General features: G+C 70.4%; 20 protein-coding genes and 1 tRNA gene. 17 read left to right on the top strand and 4 right to left on the bottom strand.

Features of this window, described 5'->3' with window-relative positions:
• Positions 1-17 precede the first annotated feature (17 nt).
• The 3 genes from StrepF001_RS03940 to StrepF001_RS03930 all read left to right on the top strand — a co-directional run bounded on the left by StrepF001_RS03940 (position 18) and on the right by StrepF001_RS03930 (position 3461).
• On the top strand, positions 18-2759 hold the full coding sequence (locus StrepF001_RS03940; protein ID WP_129796860.1) for a Tat pathway signal sequence domain protein: 2742 nt from the start codon (positions 18-20) through the stop codon (positions 2757-2759).
• Between the two features lie 144 nt (positions 2760-2903).
• Positions 2904-3350, top strand: coding sequence for an SRPBCC family protein (locus tag StrepF001_RS03935; RefSeq protein ID WP_129796859.1), 447 nt, complete (start codon positions 2904-2906; stop codon positions 3348-3350).
• A 39-nt stretch (positions 3351-3389) separates the two neighbouring features.
• Positions 3390-3461 (top strand) — tRNA-Val (locus StrepF001_RS03930).
• 143 nt (positions 3462-3604) lie between these two features.
• Here StrepF001_RS03930 and StrepF001_RS03925 read toward each other — a convergent pair.
• Positions 3605-4330 (bottom strand): 3'-5' exonuclease, encoded by a 726-nt coding sequence (locus StrepF001_RS03925; protein WP_129796858.1) that lies wholly within the window; start codon positions 4328-4330, stop codon positions 3605-3607.
• A gap of 169 nt (positions 4331-4499) precedes the next feature.
• Here StrepF001_RS03925 and StrepF001_RS03920 point away from each other — a divergent pair, with 169 nt between their 5' ends.
• The 3 genes from StrepF001_RS03920 (at position 4500) to thrS (ending at position 8347) form a co-directional block, all read left to right on the top strand.
• On the top strand, positions 4500-5066 hold the full coding sequence (locus tag StrepF001_RS03920; RefSeq protein WP_129796857.1) for a DUF4365 domain-containing protein: 567 nt from the start codon (positions 4500-4502) through the stop codon (positions 5064-5066).
• On the top strand, positions 5063-6280 hold the full coding sequence (locus tag StrepF001_RS03915; protein ID WP_129796856.1) for a hypothetical protein: 1218 nt from the start codon (positions 5063-5065) through the stop codon (positions 6278-6280). Before StrepF001_RS03920 ends, StrepF001_RS03915 begins: the two co-directional genes overlap by 4 nt.
• A 90-nt stretch (positions 6281-6370) precedes the next feature.
• A complete protein-coding gene (thrS, locus tag StrepF001_RS03910) occupies positions 6371-8347 on the top strand; it encodes a threonine--tRNA ligase (RefSeq protein WP_129796855.1) in 1977 nt (658 codons plus the stop codon).
• A gap of 29 nt (positions 8348-8376) precedes the next feature.
• Here the strand turns inward: thrS and StrepF001_RS03905 are convergent, their stop codons facing one another.
• Positions 8377-9039 (bottom strand): potassium channel family protein, encoded by a 663-nt coding sequence (locus StrepF001_RS03905; RefSeq protein ID WP_129796854.1) that lies wholly within the window; start codon positions 9037-9039, stop codon positions 8377-8379.
• A gap of 67 nt (positions 9040-9106) precedes the next feature.
• Between StrepF001_RS03905 and StrepF001_RS03900 the strand changes: the two genes are divergently transcribed.
• Complete coding sequence (locus StrepF001_RS03900) at positions 9107-9667, top strand: HIT domain-containing protein (protein WP_129796853.1); 561 nt, start codon at positions 9107-9109, stop codon at positions 9665-9667.
• 163 nt (positions 9668-9830) lie between these two features.
• Here the strand turns inward: StrepF001_RS03900 and StrepF001_RS03895 are convergent, their stop codons facing one another.
• Complete coding sequence (locus StrepF001_RS03895; protein ID WP_129796852.1) at positions 9831-11492, bottom strand: hypothetical protein; 1662 nt, start codon at positions 11490-11492, stop codon at positions 9831-9833.
• 239 nt (positions 11493-11731) lie between these two features.
• The gene (locus StrepF001_RS03890; RefSeq protein WP_129797501.1) at positions 11732-13930 is read right to left on the bottom strand and encodes an elongation factor G-like protein EF-G2; all 2199 of its coding nucleotides are present in this window, start codon (positions 13928-13930) and stop codon (positions 11732-11734) included.
• A gap of 224 nt (positions 13931-14154) precedes the next feature.
• Between StrepF001_RS03890 and pgsA the strand changes: the two genes are divergently transcribed.
• From pgsA to ruvB, 10 genes are all read left to right on the top strand, one after another.
• Complete coding sequence (gene pgsA, locus StrepF001_RS03885; protein ID WP_129797500.1) at positions 14155-14901, top strand: phosphatidylinositol phosphate synthase; 747 nt, start codon at positions 14155-14157, stop codon at positions 14899-14901.
• Positions 14898-15806 carry a phosphatidylinositol mannoside acyltransferase gene (locus StrepF001_RS03880; protein ID WP_129796851.1) on the top strand — a complete coding sequence of 303 codons (909 nt, stop codon included), beginning with the start codon at positions 14898-14900 and terminating at the stop codon, positions 15804-15806. Before pgsA ends, StrepF001_RS03880 begins: the two co-directional genes overlap by 4 nt.
• Positions 15803-16978 carry a glycosyltransferase family 4 protein gene (locus StrepF001_RS03875; protein WP_129796850.1) on the top strand — a complete coding sequence of 392 codons (1176 nt, stop codon included), beginning with the start codon at positions 15803-15805 and terminating at the stop codon, positions 16976-16978. The genes StrepF001_RS03880 and StrepF001_RS03875 overlap by 4 nt, the downstream gene beginning before the upstream one ends.
• Positions 16979-17063: 85 nt before the next feature.
• A complete protein-coding gene (locus tag StrepF001_RS03870) occupies positions 17064-17606 on the top strand; it encodes a hypothetical protein (protein WP_129796849.1) in 543 nt (180 codons plus the stop codon).
• A gap of 114 nt (positions 17607-17720) precedes the next feature.
• Positions 17721-18644 carry a pyridoxal 5'-phosphate synthase lyase subunit PdxS gene (gene pdxS / locus StrepF001_RS03865; RefSeq protein WP_129796848.1) on the top strand — a complete coding sequence of 308 codons (924 nt, stop codon included), beginning with the start codon at positions 17721-17723 and terminating at the stop codon, positions 18642-18644.
• A 12-nt stretch (positions 18645-18656) separates the two neighbouring features.
• Complete coding sequence (gene pdxT, locus StrepF001_RS03860; RefSeq protein WP_129796847.1) at positions 18657-19265, top strand: pyridoxal 5'-phosphate synthase glutaminase subunit PdxT; 609 nt, start codon at positions 18657-18659, stop codon at positions 19263-19265.
• A gap of 48 nt (positions 19266-19313) precedes the next feature.
• Entirely contained in the window at positions 19314-20066 is a 753-nt protein-coding gene (locus tag StrepF001_RS03855; protein ID WP_129796846.1) for a YebC/PmpR family DNA-binding transcriptional regulator, read from the top strand.
• A gap of 327 nt (positions 20067-20393) precedes the next feature.
• Positions 20394-20939 carry a crossover junction endodeoxyribonuclease RuvC gene (gene ruvC / locus StrepF001_RS03850; RefSeq protein ID WP_129796845.1) on the top strand — a complete coding sequence of 182 codons (546 nt, stop codon included), beginning with the start codon at positions 20394-20396 and terminating at the stop codon, positions 20937-20939.
• Positions 20936-21541 (top strand): Holliday junction branch migration protein RuvA, encoded by a 606-nt coding sequence (ruvA, locus tag StrepF001_RS03845; RefSeq protein WP_129796844.1) that lies wholly within the window; start codon positions 20936-20938, stop codon positions 21539-21541. The genes ruvC and ruvA overlap by 4 nt, the downstream gene beginning before the upstream one ends.
• Positions 21542-21626: 85 nt before the next feature.
• Positions 21627-22697, top strand: coding sequence for a Holliday junction branch migration DNA helicase RuvB (ruvB, locus tag StrepF001_RS03840; RefSeq protein WP_129796843.1), 1071 nt, complete (start codon positions 21627-21629; stop codon positions 22695-22697).
• Positions 22698-22710 lie beyond the last annotated feature (13 nt).

Here is a 22710-nt window from a genome sequence, read left to right as displayed (position 1 = left end):
CACGGAAAGGAAAGGCCATGTCCCCCATCCCCCGTAGGTCCCTCCTCAAGACGGCCGCCGTCGCCGGCGCCGCCGCGCAGTTCAGCTGGGCGCTCGGATCGACCGCACAGGCCGCGCCCAGATCCGCGCCCGCCGATGCGGACCCGGTCACACTGAACTGGCTGGAGGACGGCGGTCTCGGCGCCGCTCCCGGCTCCACGGTCGGCGTGCCCTGGCCGAAGGGCGCCTGTCAGGAGGACCAGACCTTCGCGCTCACGGACGAGGACGGCAAGGCGGTCGCCGTGCAGTCGTGGCCGCTCGCCCACTGGCCCGACGGCTCCCTCAAGTGGACCGCGCACGCGGTGAGTTCGGGCTCCGGCAAGCTCACGCTGACGGCCGGGGAGTCCGCCGCCCCCGAGAAGAAGGTCACCGTCGACAAGAGCGGCGGCACCATCGACATATCGACTGGTGTCATCACCGCAAAGATCGGCAAGTCGGGCTCCACCCTCGTCAAGTCGGTCACTCGCGGCTCCACCGAGATCGCCACGAACGGGCGGCTCGTGCTGCTGCGCCAGCCGGAAGTCGAGGACGGCGACCAGGGCACGGTGAAGTACGAGCGCTTCGAGAGCGCCATCTCCGAGGTCGCCGTCGAGCAGGAGGGCCCGGTCCGCGCGGTCGTCCGTATCGACGGCAAGCACCGCAAGGGCGACCGCAGTTGGCTGCCGTTCTCCATCCGGCTCTACTTCTACGCCGGCGCCGACTCCTTCCGCATGGTGCACACCATCACCTACGACGGCACCCAGGAGCCCGGCAAGGCGAGCGGCGACTTCATCCGCGGCATCGGCGTCCGCTTCACCGTGCCGATGCGCGACGCGGCCTACGACCGGCACATCCGCATCGGCGGTGAGGGCACCGGCCTGCTGCGTGAGGCCGTCAAGGGCATCACCGGGCTGCGCCGCGACCCGGGGGCGGCGGTGCGGACGGCCCAGTTCGAGGGCAGGAAGCTGCCGGACCCGTCGACGTGGGACCAGCGGGTCACCACCCGCCTCCAGTACATCCCCGAGTGGGGCGACTACACCCTCTCGCAGCTGTCCGCCGACGGCTTCGCCGTCCGCAAGCGCACCAAGAAGGGGTACGGCTGGATCCCCGCGGGCGGCGGCCGGAGGGCCAGCGGATTCGGTTACGTCGGCGGCGCGAGCGGCGGGTTCGCCTTCGGGCTGCGCGACTTCTGGGAGAAGTTCCCCGCCCAGCTCGACATCCGCGACGCCCACACCGACGAGGCCGAGGTCACCCTCTGGCTCTGGTCGCCCGAGGCGCAGCCCATGGACCTGCGCTTCTACCACGACGGCATGGGCCAGGACACCTACCCCGAGCAGCTCGAAGGCCTCAACATCACCTACGAGGACTACGAACCGGGCTTCGGCACCCCCTACGGCATCGCCCGCACCAGCGAACTCCTCTTCTGGGCCCACGAGTCCACGCCCGACGCCGAGCAGATGGCCAAGCAGGTGGAGGCCGTCCGTACCCCGCCGCAGCTCGCCGCCCCGCCCCAGCAGCTCATCAAGGCCGGCGTCTTCGGCAAGCTGTTCTCCGAACCGGACCGCTCCACCGCCGCCAAGGCGAAGATCGAGGACCACCTCGACTTCCTCTTCACCTACTACAAGGACCAGGTGGAGATGCGCCGTTGGTACGGCTTCTGGGACTACGGCGACATCATGCACAGCTACGACCCCAGCCGCCACCAGTGGTGCTACGACGTAGGCGGCTACGCCTGGGACAACTCCGAGCTCTCGCCCGACCTGTGGCTCTGGTTCGCGTACATGCGCTCGGGCCGCGCCGACATCTTCCGCTTCGCCGAGGCGATGACCCGGCACACCGGCGAGGTCGACGTCTACCACATCGGCAAGTGGGCGGGCCTCGGCACCCGCCACGGCGTCCAGCACTACGCCGACAGCGCCAAGCAGCAGCGCATTGCCAACACCACCTACCGGCGCTACTACTACTTCCTCACCGCCGACGAGCGCGTCGGTGACCTCATGCACGCCAACGTCGACTCCGACGAGACCTTCCTCGTCCTCGACCCCATCCGCAAGATCCGCACCGAGCCGTACACCCCCGACCGCAACGCCCTGTCCATCGGCTTCGGTACCGACTGGAGCGGCCTCGTCTCCGCCTGGCTCACCGAGTGGGAGCGGCGCGGCCCCAAGTGGGAGAAGGCCAAGGCGCGGGTCCTGTCCACCATGGAGACCATCGCCGCCCAGCCCAACGGCTTCGTCCAGGGCACTGCGCTGTACGACCTGGACACCGGCAAGTTCGCCATCGCCGACAAGCCCGTGGTCGGGGTCTCGCACCTCTCCGCGATGTTCGGCCTGGTCGAGCTGTGCGCCGAGCTGATCGACCAGATCGACATGCCGAAGTTCAAGGAGGCGTGGCTCGACTACTGCCGCTACTTCAACGCCACCAAGGCGGAGCAGAAGGCCCGTTACGGCTCCGACTTCGGGTCCCTGCTGCTCTTCCAGGGCCACTCACGCCAGGACGCCTACGCCGCCGTCCAGTCCGGCGACGACACGCTGGCAGCCCGCGCGTGGCAGCAGTTCTACAACAGCCGGGACACCTGGGACTACAAGGAGTCCACCGACTGGTCCACGAAGAAGATCGAGGGCCCGACCGCCCTGGTCCCGGGCAGCGAGGCGGCCTGGGTGTCCACCAACGCCACCGCGCTGTACGGGCTGGCGGCGATCCAGAACCTGGCACTGGTCGGCGACAAGATGCCCTCGTAGGAAACCGTGAGAAGAGCGCCGCCGCACGGGCGGCGGCGCTCGCTCTGGAGTGTGCTCCACGTCACGCGGTGCGCCATGAGTACGCGTACTCAGAAGGTACTCAGATGCGGTGGGGGAATGCCCCGGTATGGGCACACTCTGCGCATGGACTGGACCCACTACCGCTTCCGCAGTCTGTGGGCCCTGCCGGCCCCGCCCGCCACCGTGTACGGCGTGCTGGTGCGGCCGGAGGGCTACCCCCGCTGGTGGCGTCAGGTGTGCGAGGTCCGGCGGGTCGACGACACCACGGGCGTGATCCGGATCCGGTCGCTCCTGCCGTACGACATGACCTTCACGGCCCGAGAAGTGCGCCGCGACCCGGCAGCCGGGGTGCTGGAGGGCGCGATGTCCGGCGACATCGAGGGCTGGGCGCGCTGGACGGTCACACCGGCCGACGGTGGGTGTCTCGTCCGCTACGACCAGGTGGTCGACGTGACCAAGCCACTGCTCAGGCGGTTCGCCGTACCGGGCCGGCCGGTGTTCCGTGCCAACCACCGGCTGATGATGCGGGCCGGACGGCGTGGCCTGCTGGCGTACCTCGAAGCGGTTTGAACCAGACCCGCGGACACCTGTATTGTTCAGTGCGTTCCCGGGCGATTAGCTCAGTGGGAGAGCGCTTCGTTCACACCGAAGAGGTCACTGGTTCGAACCCAGTATCGCCCACGATCGCGAGAGCGACGTGTGTCCGCAGACAGCGCGGGCCGCGTCGCTCTCGTCGTGTTCTGCGCGGCTTCGCCGCGCGTAGTGGGGGCTTCGCCACCCACACCCCCCGCGGCCGGCGTTGATGTCGGCCGGAACGGCAGGGCTCACGCCGCCGCCGGCAGGTCCGGGCGCAGCGGCCACGCCGGGTCCACCGCCTCCTCGCTGCCGCTGCGGGCGAACCACGCCTGCAGGCCGCGTGCCTGTGCCGCATGCCACACCGCCTGCAGGGGATGCAGCTCGGCGGGGGTGAGGCGTTCCAGCCGTGACGGAAAACGGCGGCCTATGGCCCGTACGACCTCCAGCGCGGCCAGCGCGTCCGCGGCCGCGTCGTGCGCGCCGTCCAAGGCGACGCCGTAGTGCGCACACAGATCGGTCAGGGTGCGACGGCCCTTGCGGTAGCGGTCCAGGTGCTTGTCCAGGACCCGGGGGTCGAGGACGAGCAGGGGCACCGACTCGAACCAGTGGCCCAGCGACGAGGCCCGGTGCCGACGCAGCTCACGGTCGAGGAGCGTCAGGTCGAACGGTGCGTTCATCACCACCAACGGTCGCCCGGCCGATGCCTGTTCGGCCAGCTCGGTGGCTATCTCCTGCATCACCGGCGCCGGCCAGCGGCCGTTGCGCGCCAGGTGATCCTCCGTCAGCCCGTGCACCGCCGTCGCCTCGGCGGGTACGGGTACGCCCGGGTTCACCAGCCAGTGGCTCACCCGAGGCCGCGTGCCAGGGGCGTCCTGGACGACGAGGGCGGCCGACACGATCCGGTCGGTCTCGACGTCCACGCCCGTTGTCTCCGTGTCGAATGCCGCCAGAGGGCCCTCGTACCAGCACGTCATACGTACACAACTCCTCGTTCACCCATGGCAGCTGACGCCCCGTCTTCTGCCCGTTTGGTGATACCCGGACCGTTTGCGCCGTACGCCGGGAGGAGACAACAGAAGTACGGGTCCGCGCAGTTCAGCGGGCCCTCGCGGGGACATCACTTTGCTTGGAAGGCTGTTGGTCATGGCGATAGCGCAGCCCGAGCGGGGCGGGCTGCTGCCCGAACGCACGGGCCCCCATCGCGGTTCACTCGCCACCACCGCCTGCATGGAGACACTGCAGGTGGGTTATCTGCACGCCGTCGCGGCCGCCGCCGGCTGCTCGCTCTCCCAGCCTTTCCCGGACAACGGCATCGACTGGCACGTCAGCCACAGCGCGCCCGGGCACACGGTCGACGACGAGGTCACCATCAAGGTGCAGCTCAAGGCCACGTACCAGATCGCACCGAACCCGCCCGGGCGTTTCTTCTCCTTCACGCTCGACAACGACCACCTGGCGAAACTCGCCCGCACTCCGGTCTCGGTGCACAAGATCCTGGTCGTGATGCTCGTCCCGCGGTCGCAGGACGAGTGGCTGCGCGCCAGCCATGACCGGCTCGACCTGAGACACTGCTGCTACTGGGTCAACCTCGCCGGGCACGCCATCACCGGCCGGCACCGGACCAACGTCCGCATACCGACCTCACGCATCTTCGACGACCGGGCGCTGTGCGAGATCATGACGCGGGTCGGGACGGGAGGCAGACCGTGACGCACCGCCCGCTCGACGAGCCATCGAGGCCGGTCCGGCCGCATCCCCAGGCCCCGTGGAACGAGCCGCCGCCGGAGCCCGGCCAGGTCGACCCCGCCGTGCTCGGCGCGCTGCTGCACCGGCACGGCTGGCAGCGCCGGGGCGGCGCCGTCGGACGCTACGGCCGCTGGACGCCGCCGGGGCCCGGCGGCAACGGCACCAGCCTGCTCGTGCCGGAGAGCCGCGCCTTCCCCGACAGCGAGGACCTGCTCGCCGAGGCGCTCGTCGCGCTCTCCCGCAGCGCGACGCCGTCGGCGCGCGAGGTGCTGGTCGGGCTCACCGTGCCCAGCGACGAGATCCGCTGGTGGCGGGACGTGCCGAGCGGGCCGGCCGGAGCCGCGTCCTGGACCGTCGAGGAACAGCTGCGCGCCGCTGCCCGTCAGATGCTGCTCGCCGGTGCCCTCGCCACACGCGCGCGTGCCGGCTACTACGGTGCCCGGCACAAGCGCGCCGCCGCCTCGATGCTGCAGAGCGTCCTGGTCGGCGCCGCGACCGGCGGCCGCCGCCTCACCGCGTTCGTGCCCGTCGCCCCGGGGCGCCCGCTCGCCGTACGTCTCCACCAGGCGCTCTACGCCGTCCGCGAGGCCATCGACTACCAGCGGGCCACCGGTGGCATGGACGCCTTCGACGGCGCCGTCGAGGCCGGTGTCAGCCGCGAGCTCACCGAGGCCCTCATCACCCTCGTCCGCGGGACGGAGGGCGCCCGGGTCGCCGTCGAGTGGGCGCCGGGCGCCGGAGTCCCCGAGGGCGCCGCCGCCCCCGACGAGGCGGTCGAGTTCTCGCCGGGCGACCTGCCCGTGCTGCGCGAGGCCGGGACCCGCTATCTGCGCGAGGAGCCGTCCGTGCCGGTGCGGATCACGGGCGAGGTGGTCCGGATGCGCAGGTCGGAGCGGCGCGGCGAGGGCACCGTACGGCTGCGGGTGCTCGCCGGGGCCGAGATCCCGCACGTCCGGCTGACGCTGGACGAGGAGGACTACCGGATCGCCGGTCAGGCCCACCTCGTCGGACTGCCGGTGCGGGTGCACGGGCGGCTGGAGAGCAGGGGCGGCTTCCGCCGGCTGACCGGCGCCTGTGGCGTCGTACCCGTGCAGGTGGACGAGGCGGAGCGGGACCGGCTGATGAAGTCGCTGCAGGAGAATCTCGACTTCTTCGAGGAGGCGTGCAGCGGGGACTGATTTCGCCTGGGGTGGTCCGGGGTCGGTACGATCCCTTATTGCGCGCGCTCTCGGTATGGCGCCGCATCCATCTTCAGTCAGGAGAGACCGGTGTCAGACGTCCGTGTGATCATCCAACGCGATTCCGAGCGGGAAGAGCGCACGGTGACGACGGGCACTACGGCCGCCGAGCTCTTCGCCGGCGAGCGCTCGATCATCGCCGCGCGCGTGGGCGGCGAGCTCAAGGACCTGGCGTATGCGCTGGCAGAGGGTGACAAGGTCGAGCCGGTGGAGATCTCCTCCGAGGACGGCCTGAACATCCTGCGCCACTCCACCGCGCACGTCATGGCGCAGGCCGTGCAGGAGCTCTTCCCCGAGGCCAAGCTGGGCATCGGCCCGCCGGTCAAGGACGGTTTCTACTACGACTTCGACGTCGAGAAGCCGTTCACGCCCGAGGATCTCAAGGCCATCGAGAAGAAGATGCAGGAGATCCAGAAGCGCGGCCAGCGTTTCTCGCGCCGGGTCGTCACCGATGAGGCCGCGCGCGAGGAGCTGGCGAACGAGCCGTACAAGCTGGAACTGATCGGCCTCAAGGGCTCCGCGTCCTCCGAGGACGGCGCCGACGTCGAGGTCGGCGCCGGCGAGCTGACGATCTACGACAACCTGGACGCCAAGACCGGCGAGCTGTGCTGGAAGGACCTCTGCCGCGGTCCCCACCTGCCCTCCACCCGCCTCATCCCGGCGTTCAAGCTGATGCGCAACGCGGCCGCCTACTGGCGCGGCAGCGAGAAGAACCCGATGCTCCAGCGCATCTACGGCACCGCCTGGCCGTCGAAGGACGAGCTGAAGGCGTACCTGGAGTTCCTCGCCGAGGCCGAGAAGCGCGACCACCGCAAGCTCGGCTCCGAGCTCGACCTGTTCTCCATCCCGGAGCAGATCGGCTCCGGCCTCGCCGTCTTCCACCCCAAGGGCGGCATCATCCGCCGCGTGATGGAGGACTACTCGCGGCGCCGCCACGAGGAAGAGGGCTACGAGTTCGTCTACACCCCGCACGCCACCAAGGGGAAGCTCTTCGAGACCTCGGGCCACCTGGACTGGTACGCCGAGGGCATGTACCCGCCCATGCAGCTCGACGAGGGCGTGGACTACTACCTCAAGCCCATGAACTGCCCGATGCACAACCTGATCTTCGACGCACGCGGCCGTTCCTACCGCGAACTGCCGTTGCGCCTCTTCGAGTTCGGGACCGTGTACCGGTACGAGAAGTCGGGCGTCGTGCACGGCCTGACCCGCGCCCGCGGCTTCACCCAGGACGACGCGCACATCTACTGCACACGTGAGCAGATGTCCGAGGAACTGGACAAGACGCTCACCTTCGTCCTCGGCCTGCTGCGGGACTACGGTCTGACCGACTTCTACCTGGAGCTGTCCACCAAGGACCCGGAGAAGTTCGTCGGCTCGGACGAGGCCTGGGAGGAGGCGACGGAGACCCTCCGCCAGGTCGCCGAGAAGCAGGGTCTGCCGCTGGTCCCGGACCCGGGCGGTGCCGCCTTCTACGGCCCCAAGATCTCCGTCCAGACCAAGGACGCCATCGGCCGCACCTGGCAGATGTCGACCATCCAGCTCGACTTCAACCTGCCCGAGCGCTTCGACCTGGAGTACACGGCCGCGGACGGCTCCAAGCAGCGCCCGGTCATGATCCACCGCGCGCTGTTCGGTTCCATCGAGCGGTTCTTCGCGGTGCTCCTGGAGCACTATGCGGGCGCCTTCCCGGCCTGGCTCGCCCCCGTCCAGGCGATCGGCATCCCGATCGGCGACGCGCACGTCGAGTACCTGGAGAAGTTCGCCACGGCCGCGCGCAAGAAGGGCCTGCGGGTCGAGGTGGACTCCTCCTCCGACCGGATGCAGAAGAAGATCCGCAACGCCCAGAAGCAGAAGGTGCCGTTCATGGTCATCGCGGGTGACGAGGACATGGCCAACAACGCCGTCTCCTTCCGCTACCGCGACGGCTCGCAGGAGAACGGCATCCCGTTCGACGAGGCCGTCGCGAAGATCGGCAAGGTCGTCGAGGAGCGGGTGCAGGTCTGACGCGGACGCGGCCGAGGGCCTCCGGGATTTCAGCTCCCCGGGGGCCCTCCGTCGTCCCCGGCCCGTGCGAAGCGCTGCATCAGCCAGGACGAGAACGACCCCACGACCGCGCCCAGCAGGGCCAGGCCGCAGCCCATCAGGCCCACCGCGACGAGCCGGCCCAGCAGGGTCACCGGGACGACGTCGCCGTAGCCGACGGTCGCCAGTGTGGAGGCCGCCCACCACAGCGCGTCGCCGAACGTACGGATCGTCGCGCCAGGAGCGGTGTGCTCGACGTGGTACACGGACAGGGCCGCAGTGAGGCCCAGCAGCACGGACGACAGGCCCGCGTACATCATCACCCTCGCCTGGACGGGCAGCCGGGGTGCCGCCTGCCGGCGGTCCTGCACGGCGTCATGGACCCGTACGATGCGCACCGGCCGCAGCAGGGGGAGGAGCACCACCAGCGAGTCCAGCCAGTGCCGGTGGACGAAGTGCAGCCCCTCACCGCTGAACCGCCAGCGCACCGCGTAGTCGACGACGAAAAGTGCCCAGGACGCGTACGTCACTGCCAGACACAGATCTCGCACCTCCTCGGGCAACCCTTCGCCCAGGACCCGAGTCCCGTACGAGACGAGAAAGAGCAGGGAGGCAGCCGTGAGCGGGATCTCCGCCCGCCGCTCCCAGCGGGCCGTGCGGCTGTCGTCGTCCATCGGCCCAGCTTGGCCCCGGGCCGTTTCGCGGCGCCCCCGGCGACACGCCGCGAACGAGCGAAGCCATATGCTGCACAGCATGACGAGTGAGCCGGAGCAGCAGATCGGAGTGGGGACGCAGGACGCGTTCCAGCGCCTGTGGACGCCCCACCGGATGGCGTACATCCAGGGCGAGAACAAGCCCACCGGTCCGGGGGCCGACGACGGCTGCCCCTTCTGCTCCATCCCGGCCAAGTCCGACGAGGACGGGCTGATCGTCCGACGCGGTGAGCAGGTGTACGCCGTGCTGAACCTGTACCCGTACAACGGCGGCCACCTCATGGTCGTGCCCTATCGGCATGTCGCCGACTACACGGACCTGACCGGGCCCGAGACCGTTGAGCTGGCCGCGCTGACGAAGCAGGCGATGACGGCGTTGCGGGCCGCGTCCGGGGCGCAGGGGTTCAACATCGGGATGAATCAGGGGACCGTGGCCGGGGCCGGGATCGCCGCGCATCTCCACCAGCACATCGTGCCGCGCTGGGGTGGGGACACCAACTTCATGCCGGTGGTGGGGCATACGCGGGTGCTGCCGCAGCTGCTGGCCGATACGCGCAAGATGTTGGCGGAGGCCTGGCCGGTCGCGTGAGCCGCGGGTTTTCATCCACCTGGCGTGGGGGTGGCGGGGGCGTCGCGCAGCCCGGCGCTGACGGGGTGCCGCCTGCGCCCACCCGTGCCGCCCATGGAGGTCCCCCAGGCCCTTAAGGCACTGGGGGAGGTACGACTGCCCGCGGCCTGACGTGACGAGGCGGCTACGCGTCGTAAAGGTCCGCCTTCTTCGGTGTCGGGTCCTGGATCGCTGTGCTGAGGAACGCCGACCGGGTGCCGAACTTCTCCGTGTCCACGCCGTTCTCCTCGAGGACCCGGATCGCCGCCGAGTGCACCACCCGCAGCACCGGTGTGGCCGCCCGCAGCGCGTCGTCGGCCATGAAGCGGTGGCGCCAGGGCTTGTCGGCCCAGGCGTGCCGCAGGCCGAACGGCTCCGGCAGGGTGAGGGTGCCGCCGAGCCAGTTCAGCAGCGGGGGATACCAGGTCAGAGGTGCCCGGGCCGCCAGCCGTACCACCTCGTCGGTGTCGACCAGCGGAAGCTTCACCGTCCGCGTCTCCCACCGCTTGAGCGACTTCTGTACCGACTTCTCCTTGGCCGCCGGCTTCGAGGTGAACAGGCCGTGCACGGGTCCCAGCGCATGCCCGGTGACCTCGATGCGCAGCGTCTCGTACAGCACGGTCACCGTGATCAGCATGGTGATCACCAGCTGCCCCTCCCACAGCGTCCACTGCACGCCCAGGTAGTGCCGGTCACCGCTGCCGAACTGCTGCTTGTTGCAGATGTCCTGTATGGCGTGCGACTTGACCTGGTAGGCGTCCACATCGGTGCCCTCCGGCCGGGACACCTCCTTCGCGTTCTCCCCGATCGGCGTGACGACCCAGTGCCGTATCGACGGCTTCGGGAAACCGCCCGTGTTCAGCGGACCGCGCTCCATCATGCGCAGCTGGTCGTGGATCGACCGTATGACGTCCCAGCTGCGGAAGGGATGGATCTCCCGGTCGGGATCGGCCGGTGCCAGATCCTCGGCGAGCTGCCAGCTGCCCCAGCGCGTGCCCATGCCGAGTATGCCCTTGGGCCCGGCGTAGAAGACGGAGTTGGACTGCTGCTCGGCGCTGAGCCGGGCCAGGGACTGACGCAACTGTTCGGCCGCGGTCTCCCCGGGGCTGCTCGGCACCGCCTCGGGCACCTTCGCGCCGACGCTGCTGCCCGAGAGCAGGCTGTCCCAGCGCTCCCGCAGGTCCTTCGCCGTGCGCTCGCAGATCTGCCGGGCCCAGAACCAGCCGATCACCGGCAGCACGACCGACGCGCGCGCGTACCAGGCCCAGAATCCCGTGAAGGGCATCTGGACCAGGAAGATCACGGCGAGCGCGCCCACCGCGACGAGCAGCGTGGTCGCGAGCGTCGAGGCCCGCTTGTCCTCGCGCTTGGCGATGGTGGAGCGGATCGTGAACACCATCAGCCACACCAGGAGGCCGGGCAGGAAGAGCAGCCCGCACAGCACCATGACGACTGTGAGCAGGTTGTCGCGCTGCCGGCGGATGCGGTTCGCGGCGAGACAGTGCTCGACGACCACCTGGGGTTCGGTGCCGAAGGACTGGATCAGCGGCTTGCGGCCGGAGCCGAGCATCCGGTCGACCACCGCGCGGGAGAACGCCTCACCGAGATTGGGCCGGAAGATCTTCGCCCACTTCTGGCCCGGTTTCACGGTCGATTCGTGCCACTCGTTGTTGGCCTTGAGTATCTCCTCGACCTCGTTGTCCCGGTACGCCGCAGAGGCCAGCGCGAACGTCGCAGTCTGCCCCTCGTCGCCCGTGCGCGGTACCTGCGGCCCGAAGATGTCCGCGTAACCGCTGTCAACGGTCATTCCCGCCCCCGATCGCCGCCACTGTCGCTCCTGCGGCCTTCCCGACTTCCGTGCTCTGCACACCTGTTGATCAGGTCATCAGCGTATCCGCAGGTACGGACATTCGGCGGCGGACGGCCGAAGCCGCCCGCCGGCGCACGGGACAGCGCACCGCGCAGTCCGCTCGGAGGCTGCAGCGCAAGCCACTTGCGCGCGCCCCCGTACCAACTACGCGCCGCCCCCCGTCTGTTCCGCGCTTCCTAGGACGCCTCCTGCTCCTGTTTCCGTAGCCGCTCGGCGACTTGAGCCGGCATGGGGTCGTGCCGGGCGTATCGCCGGTTGAAGCGTGCGGTGCCGTGCGACAGCGAGCGCAGATCGACCGCGTACCGCCCGATCTCGATCTCGGGCACCTCGGCCCGGACGAGGGTGCGACCGCCGGCCGTCTGCTCCGTGCCCAGCACACGGCCGCGCCGCCCGGACAGGTCGCTCATCACGGCGCCCACGTACTCGTCGCCGACCAGGACGCTCACCTCGGCCACCGGCTCCAGGAGATGGATCTTCGCGTCGGCCGCGGCCTCCCGCAGTGCGAGCGCGCCAGCCGTCTGGAAGGCGGCGTCGGAGGAGTCCACGGAGTGCGCCTTGCCGTCGAGCAGCGTGACCCGGACGTCGACGAGCGGATTGCCCGCGGCGACCCCCTTGGCGGCCTGGGCGCGTACGCCCTTCTCGACGGACGGGATGAACTGGCGCGGCACCGCGCCCCCGACGACCTTGTCCACGAACTCGATGCCCGAGCCGCCCGGCAGCGGCTCCACCTCGATCTCGCAGATGGCGTACTGCCCGTGCCCGCCGGACTGCTTGACATGCCGCCCGCGCCCGGCCGACCTGGTCGCGAACGTCTCCCGCAGGGAGACCTTGTGCGGTACGACGTCGACCTGGACGCCGTACCGGCTGCGCAGCCGCTCCAGCGCGACGTCCGCGTGCGCCTCGCCCAGGCACCACAGCACCACCTGATGGGTGTCCTGGTTCTGTTCGAGCCGCATCGTCGGGTCCTCGGCGACCAGCCGGGCGAGCCCCTGCGAGAGCTTGTCCTCGTCCGGCTTGCTGTGCGCCTGGATGGCGAGCGGCAACAGCGGATCCGGCATGTCCCAGGGCTCCATGAGGAGCGGGTCGTCCTTGGCGGACAAGGTGTCGCCGGTCTCGGCGCGGCTCAGTTTCGCCACGCACGCGAGGTCGCCCGCGACGCAGTGCGACACCGGGCGCTGCTGTTTGCCGAACGGAGTGGACACGGCGCCGATGCGTTCGTCGACGTCGTGGTCCTCGTGGCCCCGGTCGGTCAGTCCGTGCCCGGAGACGTGCACGGTCTCGTCCGGCCGCAGCGTTCCGGAGAAGACCCGCACGAGGGAGACCCGGCCGACGTAGGGGTCGGACGAGGTCCGCACGACCTCCGCGACCAGCGGACCGTCCGGATCGCAGGGCTTCAGCTCACGTGGCTTGCCGTCCACCGTGGTGACGCCGGGCGTCGGGTGCTCCAGCGGGGTCGGGAACCCCCGTGTGATCAGCTCCAGCAGCTCGACCGTGCCGAGCCCCTGCCGGGCGCCCTCGGCCGCGGGAGCGGCGGCCAGGACGGGGAAGAACGTCCCGCGCGCGACGGCCCGTTCCAGGTCCTCCACCAGTGTCTTGACGTCGATCTGCTCACCGCCGAGATACCGGTCCATGAGGGTCTCGTCCTCGCTCTCGGCGATGATCCCCTCGATCAGCCGGTTGCGTGCCTCCTCGATCAGCGGCAGCTGGTCCTCGTCCGGATCGGACTCCTTGCGCTCCCCGGACGCGTAGTCGAAGAGCTTCTGCGACAGCAGCCCGATCAGGCCGGTCACGGGCGCGTGCCCGTCCGGCCCCTGCGGGCCGTGCAGCGGCAGATATAGCGGCAGTACCGCGTCGGGGTCGTCCCCGCCGAAGGCCTCGGCGCAGATCCGTGTCATCTCCTCGAAGTCCGCCCGCGCGGCCTCCAGATGCGTGACGACGATGGCCCGCGGCATGCCGACGGCCGCGCACTCCTCCCACACCATGCGGGTCGAGCCGTCCACGCCGTCCGACGCCGAGACGACGAAAAGGGCCGCGTCCGCCGCTCGCAGACCGGCCCGCAGTTCTCCGACGAAGTCGGCGTATCCGGGGGTGTCGAGAAGGTTGACCTTGATGCCGTCCTGTTCGACCGGCACCAGGGAGAGCTGCACCGAGCGCTGCTGCCGGTGCTCGATCTCGTCGTAGTCGGAAACGGTGCCGCCGTCCTCCACGCGGCCCGCCCGGTTCACCGCTCCCGCGGTCAGCGCGAGAGCCTCCACCAGAGTCGTCTTGCCCGAACCGGAGTGGCCGACCAGCACCACATTCCGTACGGACGCGGGATGGTCGGCCGCCACTGCCCTGCCGGCGGCTCCGGGGTGTGCATTCGCCTTGTCGCCCATGGCCTTGCCTCCCGTGCACGGTGAGGTCACTGTGGGCGCGGACACGCGGGACCCGTGCGGGGCGGCTCCGGCGACGCCCGCGTTCTTCGAGCTTTCCACTCTCGTCACGGTGCGTCCATACGAAGGACCGGAACGCGTCGCCCGCCGGCGGTTGCGTCCCGTACGCCGGATCCCCTCACGGGGTACGGGTGCCCGGCCGTCGCCCACGCGCGCGCGTGGCTACGATGGGCCAGCCGGTGGCCAGCAGGGGCCGCGCGGCGACACCGACCCTCGGGAAGGCCATGCTGAACAAGTACGCGCGTGCATTCTTCACGCGTGTCCTCACACCGTTCGCCGCGTTTCTCATCCGCCGGGGCGTGAGCCCGGACACGGTCACGCTGATCGGCACGGCCGGCGTGATGGCGGGCGCGCTGGTCTTCTACCCCCAGGGCGAGTTCTTCTGGGGCACGGTCGTGATCACGCTGTTCGTGTTCTCGGACCTCGTCGACGGCAACATGGCCCGCCAGCTGGGCCGCAGCAGCCGTTGGGGAGCCTTCCTGGACTCCACCCTGGACCGGGTCGCCGACGGCGCGATCTTCGGCGGCTTCGCCCTCTGGTACGCGGGCGGCGGCGACGATCTCGCGCTGTGCGCGGTGTCGATCTTCTGCCTGGCCAGCGGGCAGGTGGTGTCGTACACCAAGGCCCGTGGCGAGTCGATCGGCCTGCCGGTCGCGGTCAACGGTCTCGTGGAGCGCGCCGAGCGGCTGGTGATCTCCCTGGTCGCCGCCGGACTTGCGGGCATGCACAAGTTCGGCGTGCCCGGCATCGACGTACTGCTGCCCATCGCCCTGTGGATCGTTGCCGTCGGCAGCCTGGTCACCCTGATCCAGCGGGTCGTCACGGTCCGCCGGGAGTCCGCGGAGGCGGAGGCAGCGGCGGCCGGGCAGGAAAGCACGGAGAATGCCTCTCAGGGGAGGGAGGCGGCGAAATGAGCGCTCAGGAGCGGCTGACGGACGCGCTGTACGGCCTCGGCTGGGGCACGGTCAAGAAGCTCCCCGAGCCGGTCGCGGTACGGCTCGGCAACACCGTGGCCGACCTGGCCTGGAAGCAGCGCGGCAAGGGCGTACGGCGGCTGGAGAGCAACTACGCGCGCGTGGTGCTCGACGCGACCCCTGAGCGCCTTGCCGAGCTCTCCCGCGCGGGCATGCGCTCGTACCTGCGGTACTGGATGGAGTCCTTCCGGCTCCCGGCCTGGAGTGCCGAGCGCGTCAAGAGCGGTTTCGACCCGAAGGACCTGCACCACCTGACCGACGGCCTCGCCGCCGGCAATGGCGTCGTGCTCGCCCTGCCGCACATGGCCAACTGGGACCTCGCGGGCGCCTGGGTCACCACGAAGCTGGAAACCCCCTTCACCACGGTCGCCGAACGCCTCAAGCCGGAGACCCTGTACGACCGTTTCGTCGCCTACCGCGAGGGCCTCGGCATGGAGGTCCTGCCGCACAGCGGCGGCACCGCGTTCGGCACCCTGGCCCGGCGGCTGCGCGACGGCGGCCTGGTCTGCCTGGTCGCCGACCGCGACCTGTCCGCCTCCGGCGTCGAGGTGAAGTTCTTCGGCGACACGGCCCGCATGCCGGCCGGACCGGCCCTGCTGGCCCAGCAGACGGGCGCGCTGCTGCTGCCGGTGACGCTCTGGTACGACGACTCGCCCCTCATGCAGGGCCGCCTGCATCCCCCGATCGAGGTACCCGAGACAGGTACCCGGGCCGAGAAGACGTCTGTGATGACACAGGCGCTGGCAGACGCCTTCGCCTCGGGGATCGCCGACCATCCGGAGGACTGGCACATGCTGCAGCGCTTGTGGCTCGAAGACCTCGACCCCGCGAAGGGGCCGTCGTGAGGATCGGCATCGTCTGCCCGTACTCCTGGGACGTGCCGGGCGGCGTCCAGTTCCACATCCGCGATCTCGCCGAGTACTTCATCCGCCTCGGGCACGAGGTGTCCGTCCTCGCCCCCGCCGACGACGACACCCCGCTCCCGCCGTACGTCGTCTCGGCCGGCCGAGCGGTCCCGGTGCCGTACAACGGCTCGGTGGCCCGGCTGAACTTCGGCTTCCTGTCGGCGGCCCGGGTACGACGCTGGCTGCACGACGGCGCGTTCGACGTGATCCACATCCATGAACCGGCGTCGCCGTCCCTGGGCCTGCTGGCCTGCTGGGCGGCACAGGGCCCGATCGTCGCCACGTTCCACACCTCCAACCCCCGCTCGCGCGCGATGATCGCCGCGTACTCGATCCTCCAGGCGGCACTGGAGAAGATCAGCGCGCGGATCGCGGTCAGCGAGTACGCCCGCCGCACGCTGGTGGAGCACCTCGGCGGGGACGCGGTCGTCATCCCCAACGGCGTCGACGTCGACTTCTTCGCCGAGGCCGAGCCGAACCCCGACTGGCAGTCGGAAGGGGAGGGCGGCACGATCGGCTTCATAGGGCGCATCGACGAGCCCCGCAAGGGCCTGCCGGTCCTGATGCGGGCGCTGCCCAGGATCCTCGCCGAGCGCCCGCAGACCCGGCTGCTGGTCGCGGGCCGCGGGGACGAGGAGGAGGCGGTGGCATCGCTGCCTTCGGAGCTCCGCTCGCGCGTCGAGTTCCTCGGCATGGTGAGCGACGCGGACAAGGCCCGCTTCCTGCGCAGCATCGACCTGTACGTGGCGCCCAACACCGGCGGCGAGAGCTTCGGGATCATCCTGGTCGAGGCGATGTCGGCGGGCGCGCCGGTCCTGGCGTCCGACCTGGACGCCTTCGCGCAGGTCCTCGACCAGGGCGCGGCGGGGGAACTGTTCGCCAACGAGGACGCGGACGCGCTCGCCGCGGCGGCGGTGCGGCTGCTCGGTGACCCGGCACGCCGTGCCGAACTGCGCAAGCGCGGCAGCGCCCACGTCCGCCGGTTCGACTGGTCGACGGTCGGCGCGGACATCCTGTCGGTCTACGAGACGGTCACGGACGGCGCCGCGGCGGTGGCGGCCGACGAGCGCACCACGGGGTTGCGGGCACGGCTGGGGTTGGCACGGGACTGACTGCGGGAAGGCCGGCCCGGCCGGCGTCTGAGGCCTGCAAGTGCGCCGGCTCACCCGGCGGAGCGCCCCGGTAGCCTTGCCGCCCGTGACCGCAACCCTCATCTGGATCCTCGTCGCCCTCATCGCGATCGGCCTCTACCTGAGCTGGACGGCGGGCCGGCTCGACCGGCTGCACGCCCGTATCGACGCGGCCCGTGCCGCGCTCGACGCGCAGCTGCTGCGCCGCGCCTCGGTGGCACAGGAACTGGCCACGTCCGGAGTGCTGGACCCGGCGGCGTCGATCGTGCTCTACGAGGCAGCGCACGCCGCACGGCAGGCCGAGGAGGACCAGCGGGAGGTCGCCGAGAGCGAGCTGAGCCAGGCCCTGCGGGCCGTGTTCGCGGACCCGCAGCAGGTCGAGGCGGTCCGTGCGGCGCCCGGCGGCGAGGCAGCGGCCCGCGAGCTCACGGAAGCGGTCCGCCGGGTGCCGATGGCCCGCCGCTTCCACAACGACGCCGTACGCGCGGCCCGCGCCCTGCGCCGCCACCGCAAGGTCCGCCTGTTCCGTCTCGCGGGCCACGCCCCCTTCCCCATGGCATTCGAGATGGACGACGAGCCGCCGACGGCCCTGGCGGACCGGGCCACCTAGCCCGACGTACCGGAAAACGATCCACCGCCTCCTCATTGGCCCTTGCTGTGGCCTGCATCCGTCACGTTTCCTCGGTCCAGCAAGAAACCCTCTTTCCATCGAGTGAGGTCACCCGTGTCCACCACGCTCCCCAACTCCGCCCAGCCCGACGAGAACACTGCGACCGGCACCGCCCGCGTGAAGCGCGGCATGGCCGAGCAGCTCAAGGGTGGCGTCATCATGGACGTCGTCACGCCGGAGCAGGCGAAGATCGCCGAGGACGCGGGCGCCGTCGCCGTCATGGCCCTGGAGCGCGTACCCGCCGACATCCGCAAGGACGGCGGCGTGGCCCGTATGTCCGACCCGGACATGATCGAGGGCATCATCGACGCCGTCTCGATCCCCGTCATGGCCAAGTCCCGCATCGGCCACTTCGTCGAGGCGCAGGTCCTGCAGTCCCTCGGCGTGGACTACATCGACGAGTCCGAGGTCCTCACCCCGGCCGACGAGGTCAACCACTCCGACAAGTGGGCCTTCACCACCCCCTTCGTCTGCGGCGCCACCAACCTCGGTGAGGCCCTGCGCCGCATCGCCGAGGGTGCGGCCATGATCCGCTCCAAGGGCGAGGCCGGCACCGGCAACGTCGTCGAGGCCGTGCGCCACCTGCGGCAGATCAAGAACGAGATCGCCCGCCTGCGCGGCTACGACAACCATGAGCTGTACGCCGCCGCCAAGGAGCTGCGCGCCCCGTACGAGCTGGTCAAGGAGGTCGCTGAGCTCGGCAAGCTCCCGGTCGTGCTGTTCTCCGCCGGTGGTGTCGCCACCCCCGCCGACGCCGCCCTGATGCGCCAGCTGGGCGCCGAGGGCGTCTTCGTCGGCTCCGGCATCTTCAAGTCCGGCGACCCGGCCAAGCGTGCCGCCGCCATCGTGAAGGCCACCACCTTCTACGACGACCCGAAGATCATCGCCGACGCGTCCCGCAACCTCGGCGAGGCCATGGTCGGCATCAACTGCGACACCCTCCCCGAGACCGAGCGCTACGCCAACCGCGGCTGGTAAGGCACCCCACCCATGAGCCACACCCCCGTCATCGGCGTCCTGGCCCTCCAGGGCGACGTACGGGAGCACCTCATCGCCCTGGCCGCGGCCGACGCCGTGGCCAGGCCGGTGCGGCGCCCCGAAGAGCTCGCCGAGGTCGACGGCCTCGTCATCCCCGGCGGCGAGTCCACCACCATCTCCAAGCTGGCCGTCCTGTTCGGCGTGCTGGAGCCCCTCCGCGCGCGCGTGCGGGACGGCATGCCCGTCTACGGCACCTGTGCGGGCATGATCATGCTCGCCGACAAGATCCTCGATCCGCGCTCGGGTCAGGAGACGATCGGCGGCATCGACATGATCGTGCGCCGTAACGCCTTCGGGCGGCAGAACGAGTCCTTCGAGGCAGCGGTCGACGTGAAGGGCATCGCGGGCGATCCTGTGGAGGGCGTCTTCATCCGCGCCCCCTGGGTCGAGTCCGTCGGCGCCGAGGCCGAGGTGCTCGCTGAGCACGACGGCCACATCGTCGCGGTCCGTCAGGGCAACGCGCTGGCCACGTCGTTCCACCCGGAACTGACCGGCGACCACCGTGTACACAGCCTCTTCGTGGACATGGTGCGCGCGAACCGGACAGCGGAGTCCTTGTAGGATCTCTGGCGTCGTTGCAGAGATGGGTTACGCGAAGGAGACAGGCAGATGTCCGGCCACTCTAAATGGGCCACGACGAAGCACAAGAAGGCCGTGATCGATGCCAAGCGCGGCAAGCTCTTCGCGAAGCTGATCAAGAACATCGAGGTCGCGGCGCGCATGGGCGGCGTCGACCTCGACGGCAACCCGACGCTCTACGACGCCGTCCAGAAGGCCAAGAAGCAGTCGGTTCCGAACAAGAACATCGACTCCGCGATCAAGCGCGGCGGCGGTCTCGAGGCTGGCGGTGCCGACTACGAGACGATCATGTACGAGGGCTACGGCCCGAACGGCGTCGCGGTGCTCATCGAGTGCCTCACCGACAACCGCAACCGCGCCGCCTCCGACGTCCGCGTCGCCATGACCCGCAACGGCGGCAACATGGCCGACCCGGGCTCCGTGTCGTACATGTTCAGCCGCAAGGGCGTCGTCATCGTCCCCAAGGGCGAGCTGACCGAGGACGACGTCCTCGGTGCCGTCCTGGACGCGGGCGCCGAGGAGGTCAACGACCTCGGCGAGTCCTTCGAGGTCATCAGCGAGGCCACCGACCTGGTCGCGGTCCGCACCGCCCTCCAGGACGCCGGGATCGACTACGACTCCGCCGAGTCCAGCTTCGTGCCGTCCGTCCAGGTCGAGCTGGACGAGGAGGGCGCCAAGAAGATCTTCAAGCTGATCGACGCGCTCGAGGACAGCGACGACGTGCAGAACGTCTTCGCCAACTTCGACGTCAGCGACGACATCATGGAGAAGGTCGGCGCGTAACGCTGCCGCGTGTGCCGCAACTTTTGGCGGGCCGGTGGGATACGTCCCACCGGCCCGTCGCTGCTGTTGTCAGTGGCAGCGGATAGCGTCTCTGATTGGCTTAGTGAACCCGAGCGTTGCTCAGGGGGAATGAACCAATCGTCTTCGTGCCCTGGTGCTGAACAGCAGGAGCTGCCAGCCCGCGTGGCACGTCCCTCCGGACGCTGGTCGGTCAGGTCTCACGACCTCACCGAGGAGGGTGCCCGACGTCGCCTGGGCGCCGGACGTGTGCGTGACACTCTGCCATAGGATAGTTACGTTTTGCTAATTAACAGAGGGAGAGGTGCGGTGCGAGTACTCGGCGTTGACCCGGGTCTGACGCGGTGCGGCATTGGCGTCGTCGAGGGAGTCGCGGGCCGCCCGCTCACCATGCTCGGCGTCGGCGTCGTCCGTACGCCCGTCGACGCCGACCTCGGGCACCGCCTGGTCGCCATCGAGCAGGGCATCGAGCAGTGGCTCGACGAGCACCGGCCCGAATTCGTCGCCGTGGAGCGGGTGTTCAGCCAGCACAATGTGCGCACGGTGATGGGCACGGCCCAGGCCAGCGCCGTCGCCATGCTCTGCGCCGCCCGCCGCGGCATCCCCGTCGCCCTGCACACCCCCAGCGAGGTCAAGGCCGCCGTCACCGGCTCCGGCCGTGCCGACAAGGCCCAGGTGGGCACCATGGTCACCCGCCTGCTGCGGCTGGACGCGCCGCCCAGACCCGCCGACGCCGCCGACGCCCTTGCGCTCGCCATCTGCCACATCTGGCGCGCCCCCGCGCAGAACCGGCTCCAACAGGCCGTCGCCCTGCACACCGCACAAGCAACAGCACCGAAAGGCCGTACGGCATGATCGCCTTCGTCAGCGGCACGGTCGCCGCCCTCGCTCCCGACGCCGCGGTGGTCGAGGTCGGCGGTGTCGGCATGGCCGTCCAGTGCGCGCCCAACACGCTGTCGACGCTCCGCATCGGCCAACCCGCCAAGCTCGCCACCTCCCTGGTCGTACGGGAGGACTCCCTGACGCTGTACGGCTTCGCGGACGACGACGAGCGCCAGGTCTTCGAGCTGCTGCAGACCGCGAGCGGCGTCGGCCCCCGGCTGGCGCAGTCGATGCTCGCCGTGCACACCCCGGACGCCCTGCGCCGCGCGGTCGCGACCGGCGACGAGAAGGCCCTCATCGCCGTCCCCGGCATCGGGAAGAAGGGCGCCCAGAAGCTGCTGCTGGAGCTCAAGGACCGTCTGGGCGAGCCGATCGGCGCCCCCGCGGCCGGCACCCCGGTCACCAGCGGCTGGCGCGACCAGCTGCACGCCGCCCTGATCGGCCTGGGCTACGCCACCCGCGAGGCCGACGAGGCGGTCGCCGCGGTCGCCCCGCAGGCCGAGGCCGCCGACGGCACCCCCCAGATCGGCCGGCTGCTGAAGGCCGCCCTGCAGACGCTCAACAGAGCCCGCTGACGAGGGCGCCGCGCAGGGCACGGGACAGAAGCGTCCTGAAATCGCCCCCGAGAAGCCGGAAACCGCCCACCGCAGGAGAATTTCAGTGAACTGGGACGACACGACCGACACCCCCGCCGCCGAGCGGCTGGTGGGCTCTGTCGCCGACCGTGAGGACCAGGCCGTCGAGGCTGCACTGCGACCCAAGGACCTGGACGAGTACATCGGCCAGGAGAAGGTCCGCGAGCAGCTCGACCTGGTTCTGCGCGCCGCACGCGCGCGTGGCGCCACCGCCGACCATGTGCTGCTCTCCGGCGCTCCCGGCCTCGGCAAGACCACCCTCTCGATGATCATCGCGGCCGAGATGGGTGCCCCGATCCGCATCACCTCCGGCCCCGCCATCCAGCACGCCGGTGACCTCGCGGCGATCCTCTCCTCCCTGCAGGAGGGCGAGGTCCTCTTCCTCGACGAGATCCACCGCATGTCGAGGCCCGCCGAGGAGATGCTCTACATGGCGATGGAGGACTTCCGTGTCGACGTCATCGTCGGCAAGGGCCCCGGAGCCACCGCGATCCCGCTCGAGCTGCCGCCGTTCACCCTGGTCGGCGCCACCACCCGCGCAGGCCTGCTGCCGCCCCCGCTGCGCGACCGCTTCGGCTTCACCGCGCACATGGAGTTCTACGAGCCGGCCGAACTGGAGCGCGTCATCCACCGCTCAGCGAGCCTGCTGGACGTCGAGATCGAGGCCGACGGTGCCGCCGAGATCGCCGGGCGCTCCCGCGGGACCCCCCGTATCGCCAACCGCCTGCTGCGCCGCGTACGGGACTATGCGCAGGTAAAGGCCGACGGGATCATCACGCGCGAGATCGCGGCCGCGGCGCTGAAGGTGTACGAGGTCGACGCCCGCGGACTCGACCGCCTCGACCGTGGCGTGCTCGAAGCCCTGCTCAAGCTGTTCGGCGGCGGACCGGTCGGCCTGTCCACGCTCGCCGTCGCGGTGGGGGAGGAGCGCGAGACCGTCGAGGAGGTCGCCGAGCCCTTCCTCGTACGGGAGGGCCTGCTGGCCCGCACCCCCCGCGGCCGCGTCGCCACCCCCGCGGCATGGGCGCATCTCGGCCTCACCCCGCCCCGCACGGGAGCCGGGGGAAACGGACAACAGGACCTGTTCGGGGCGTGACGGCGAGGGCATT

Source organism: Streptomyces sp. F001 (genome assembly GCF_004187715.1).
Lineage (GTDB): Bacteria > Actinomycetota > Actinomycetes > Streptomycetales > Streptomycetaceae > Streptomyces > Streptomyces flavusporus.
The sequence above is the reverse complement of the archived record's forward strand: the minus strand, read 5'-3'. Positions and strand labels throughout refer to the sequence as shown.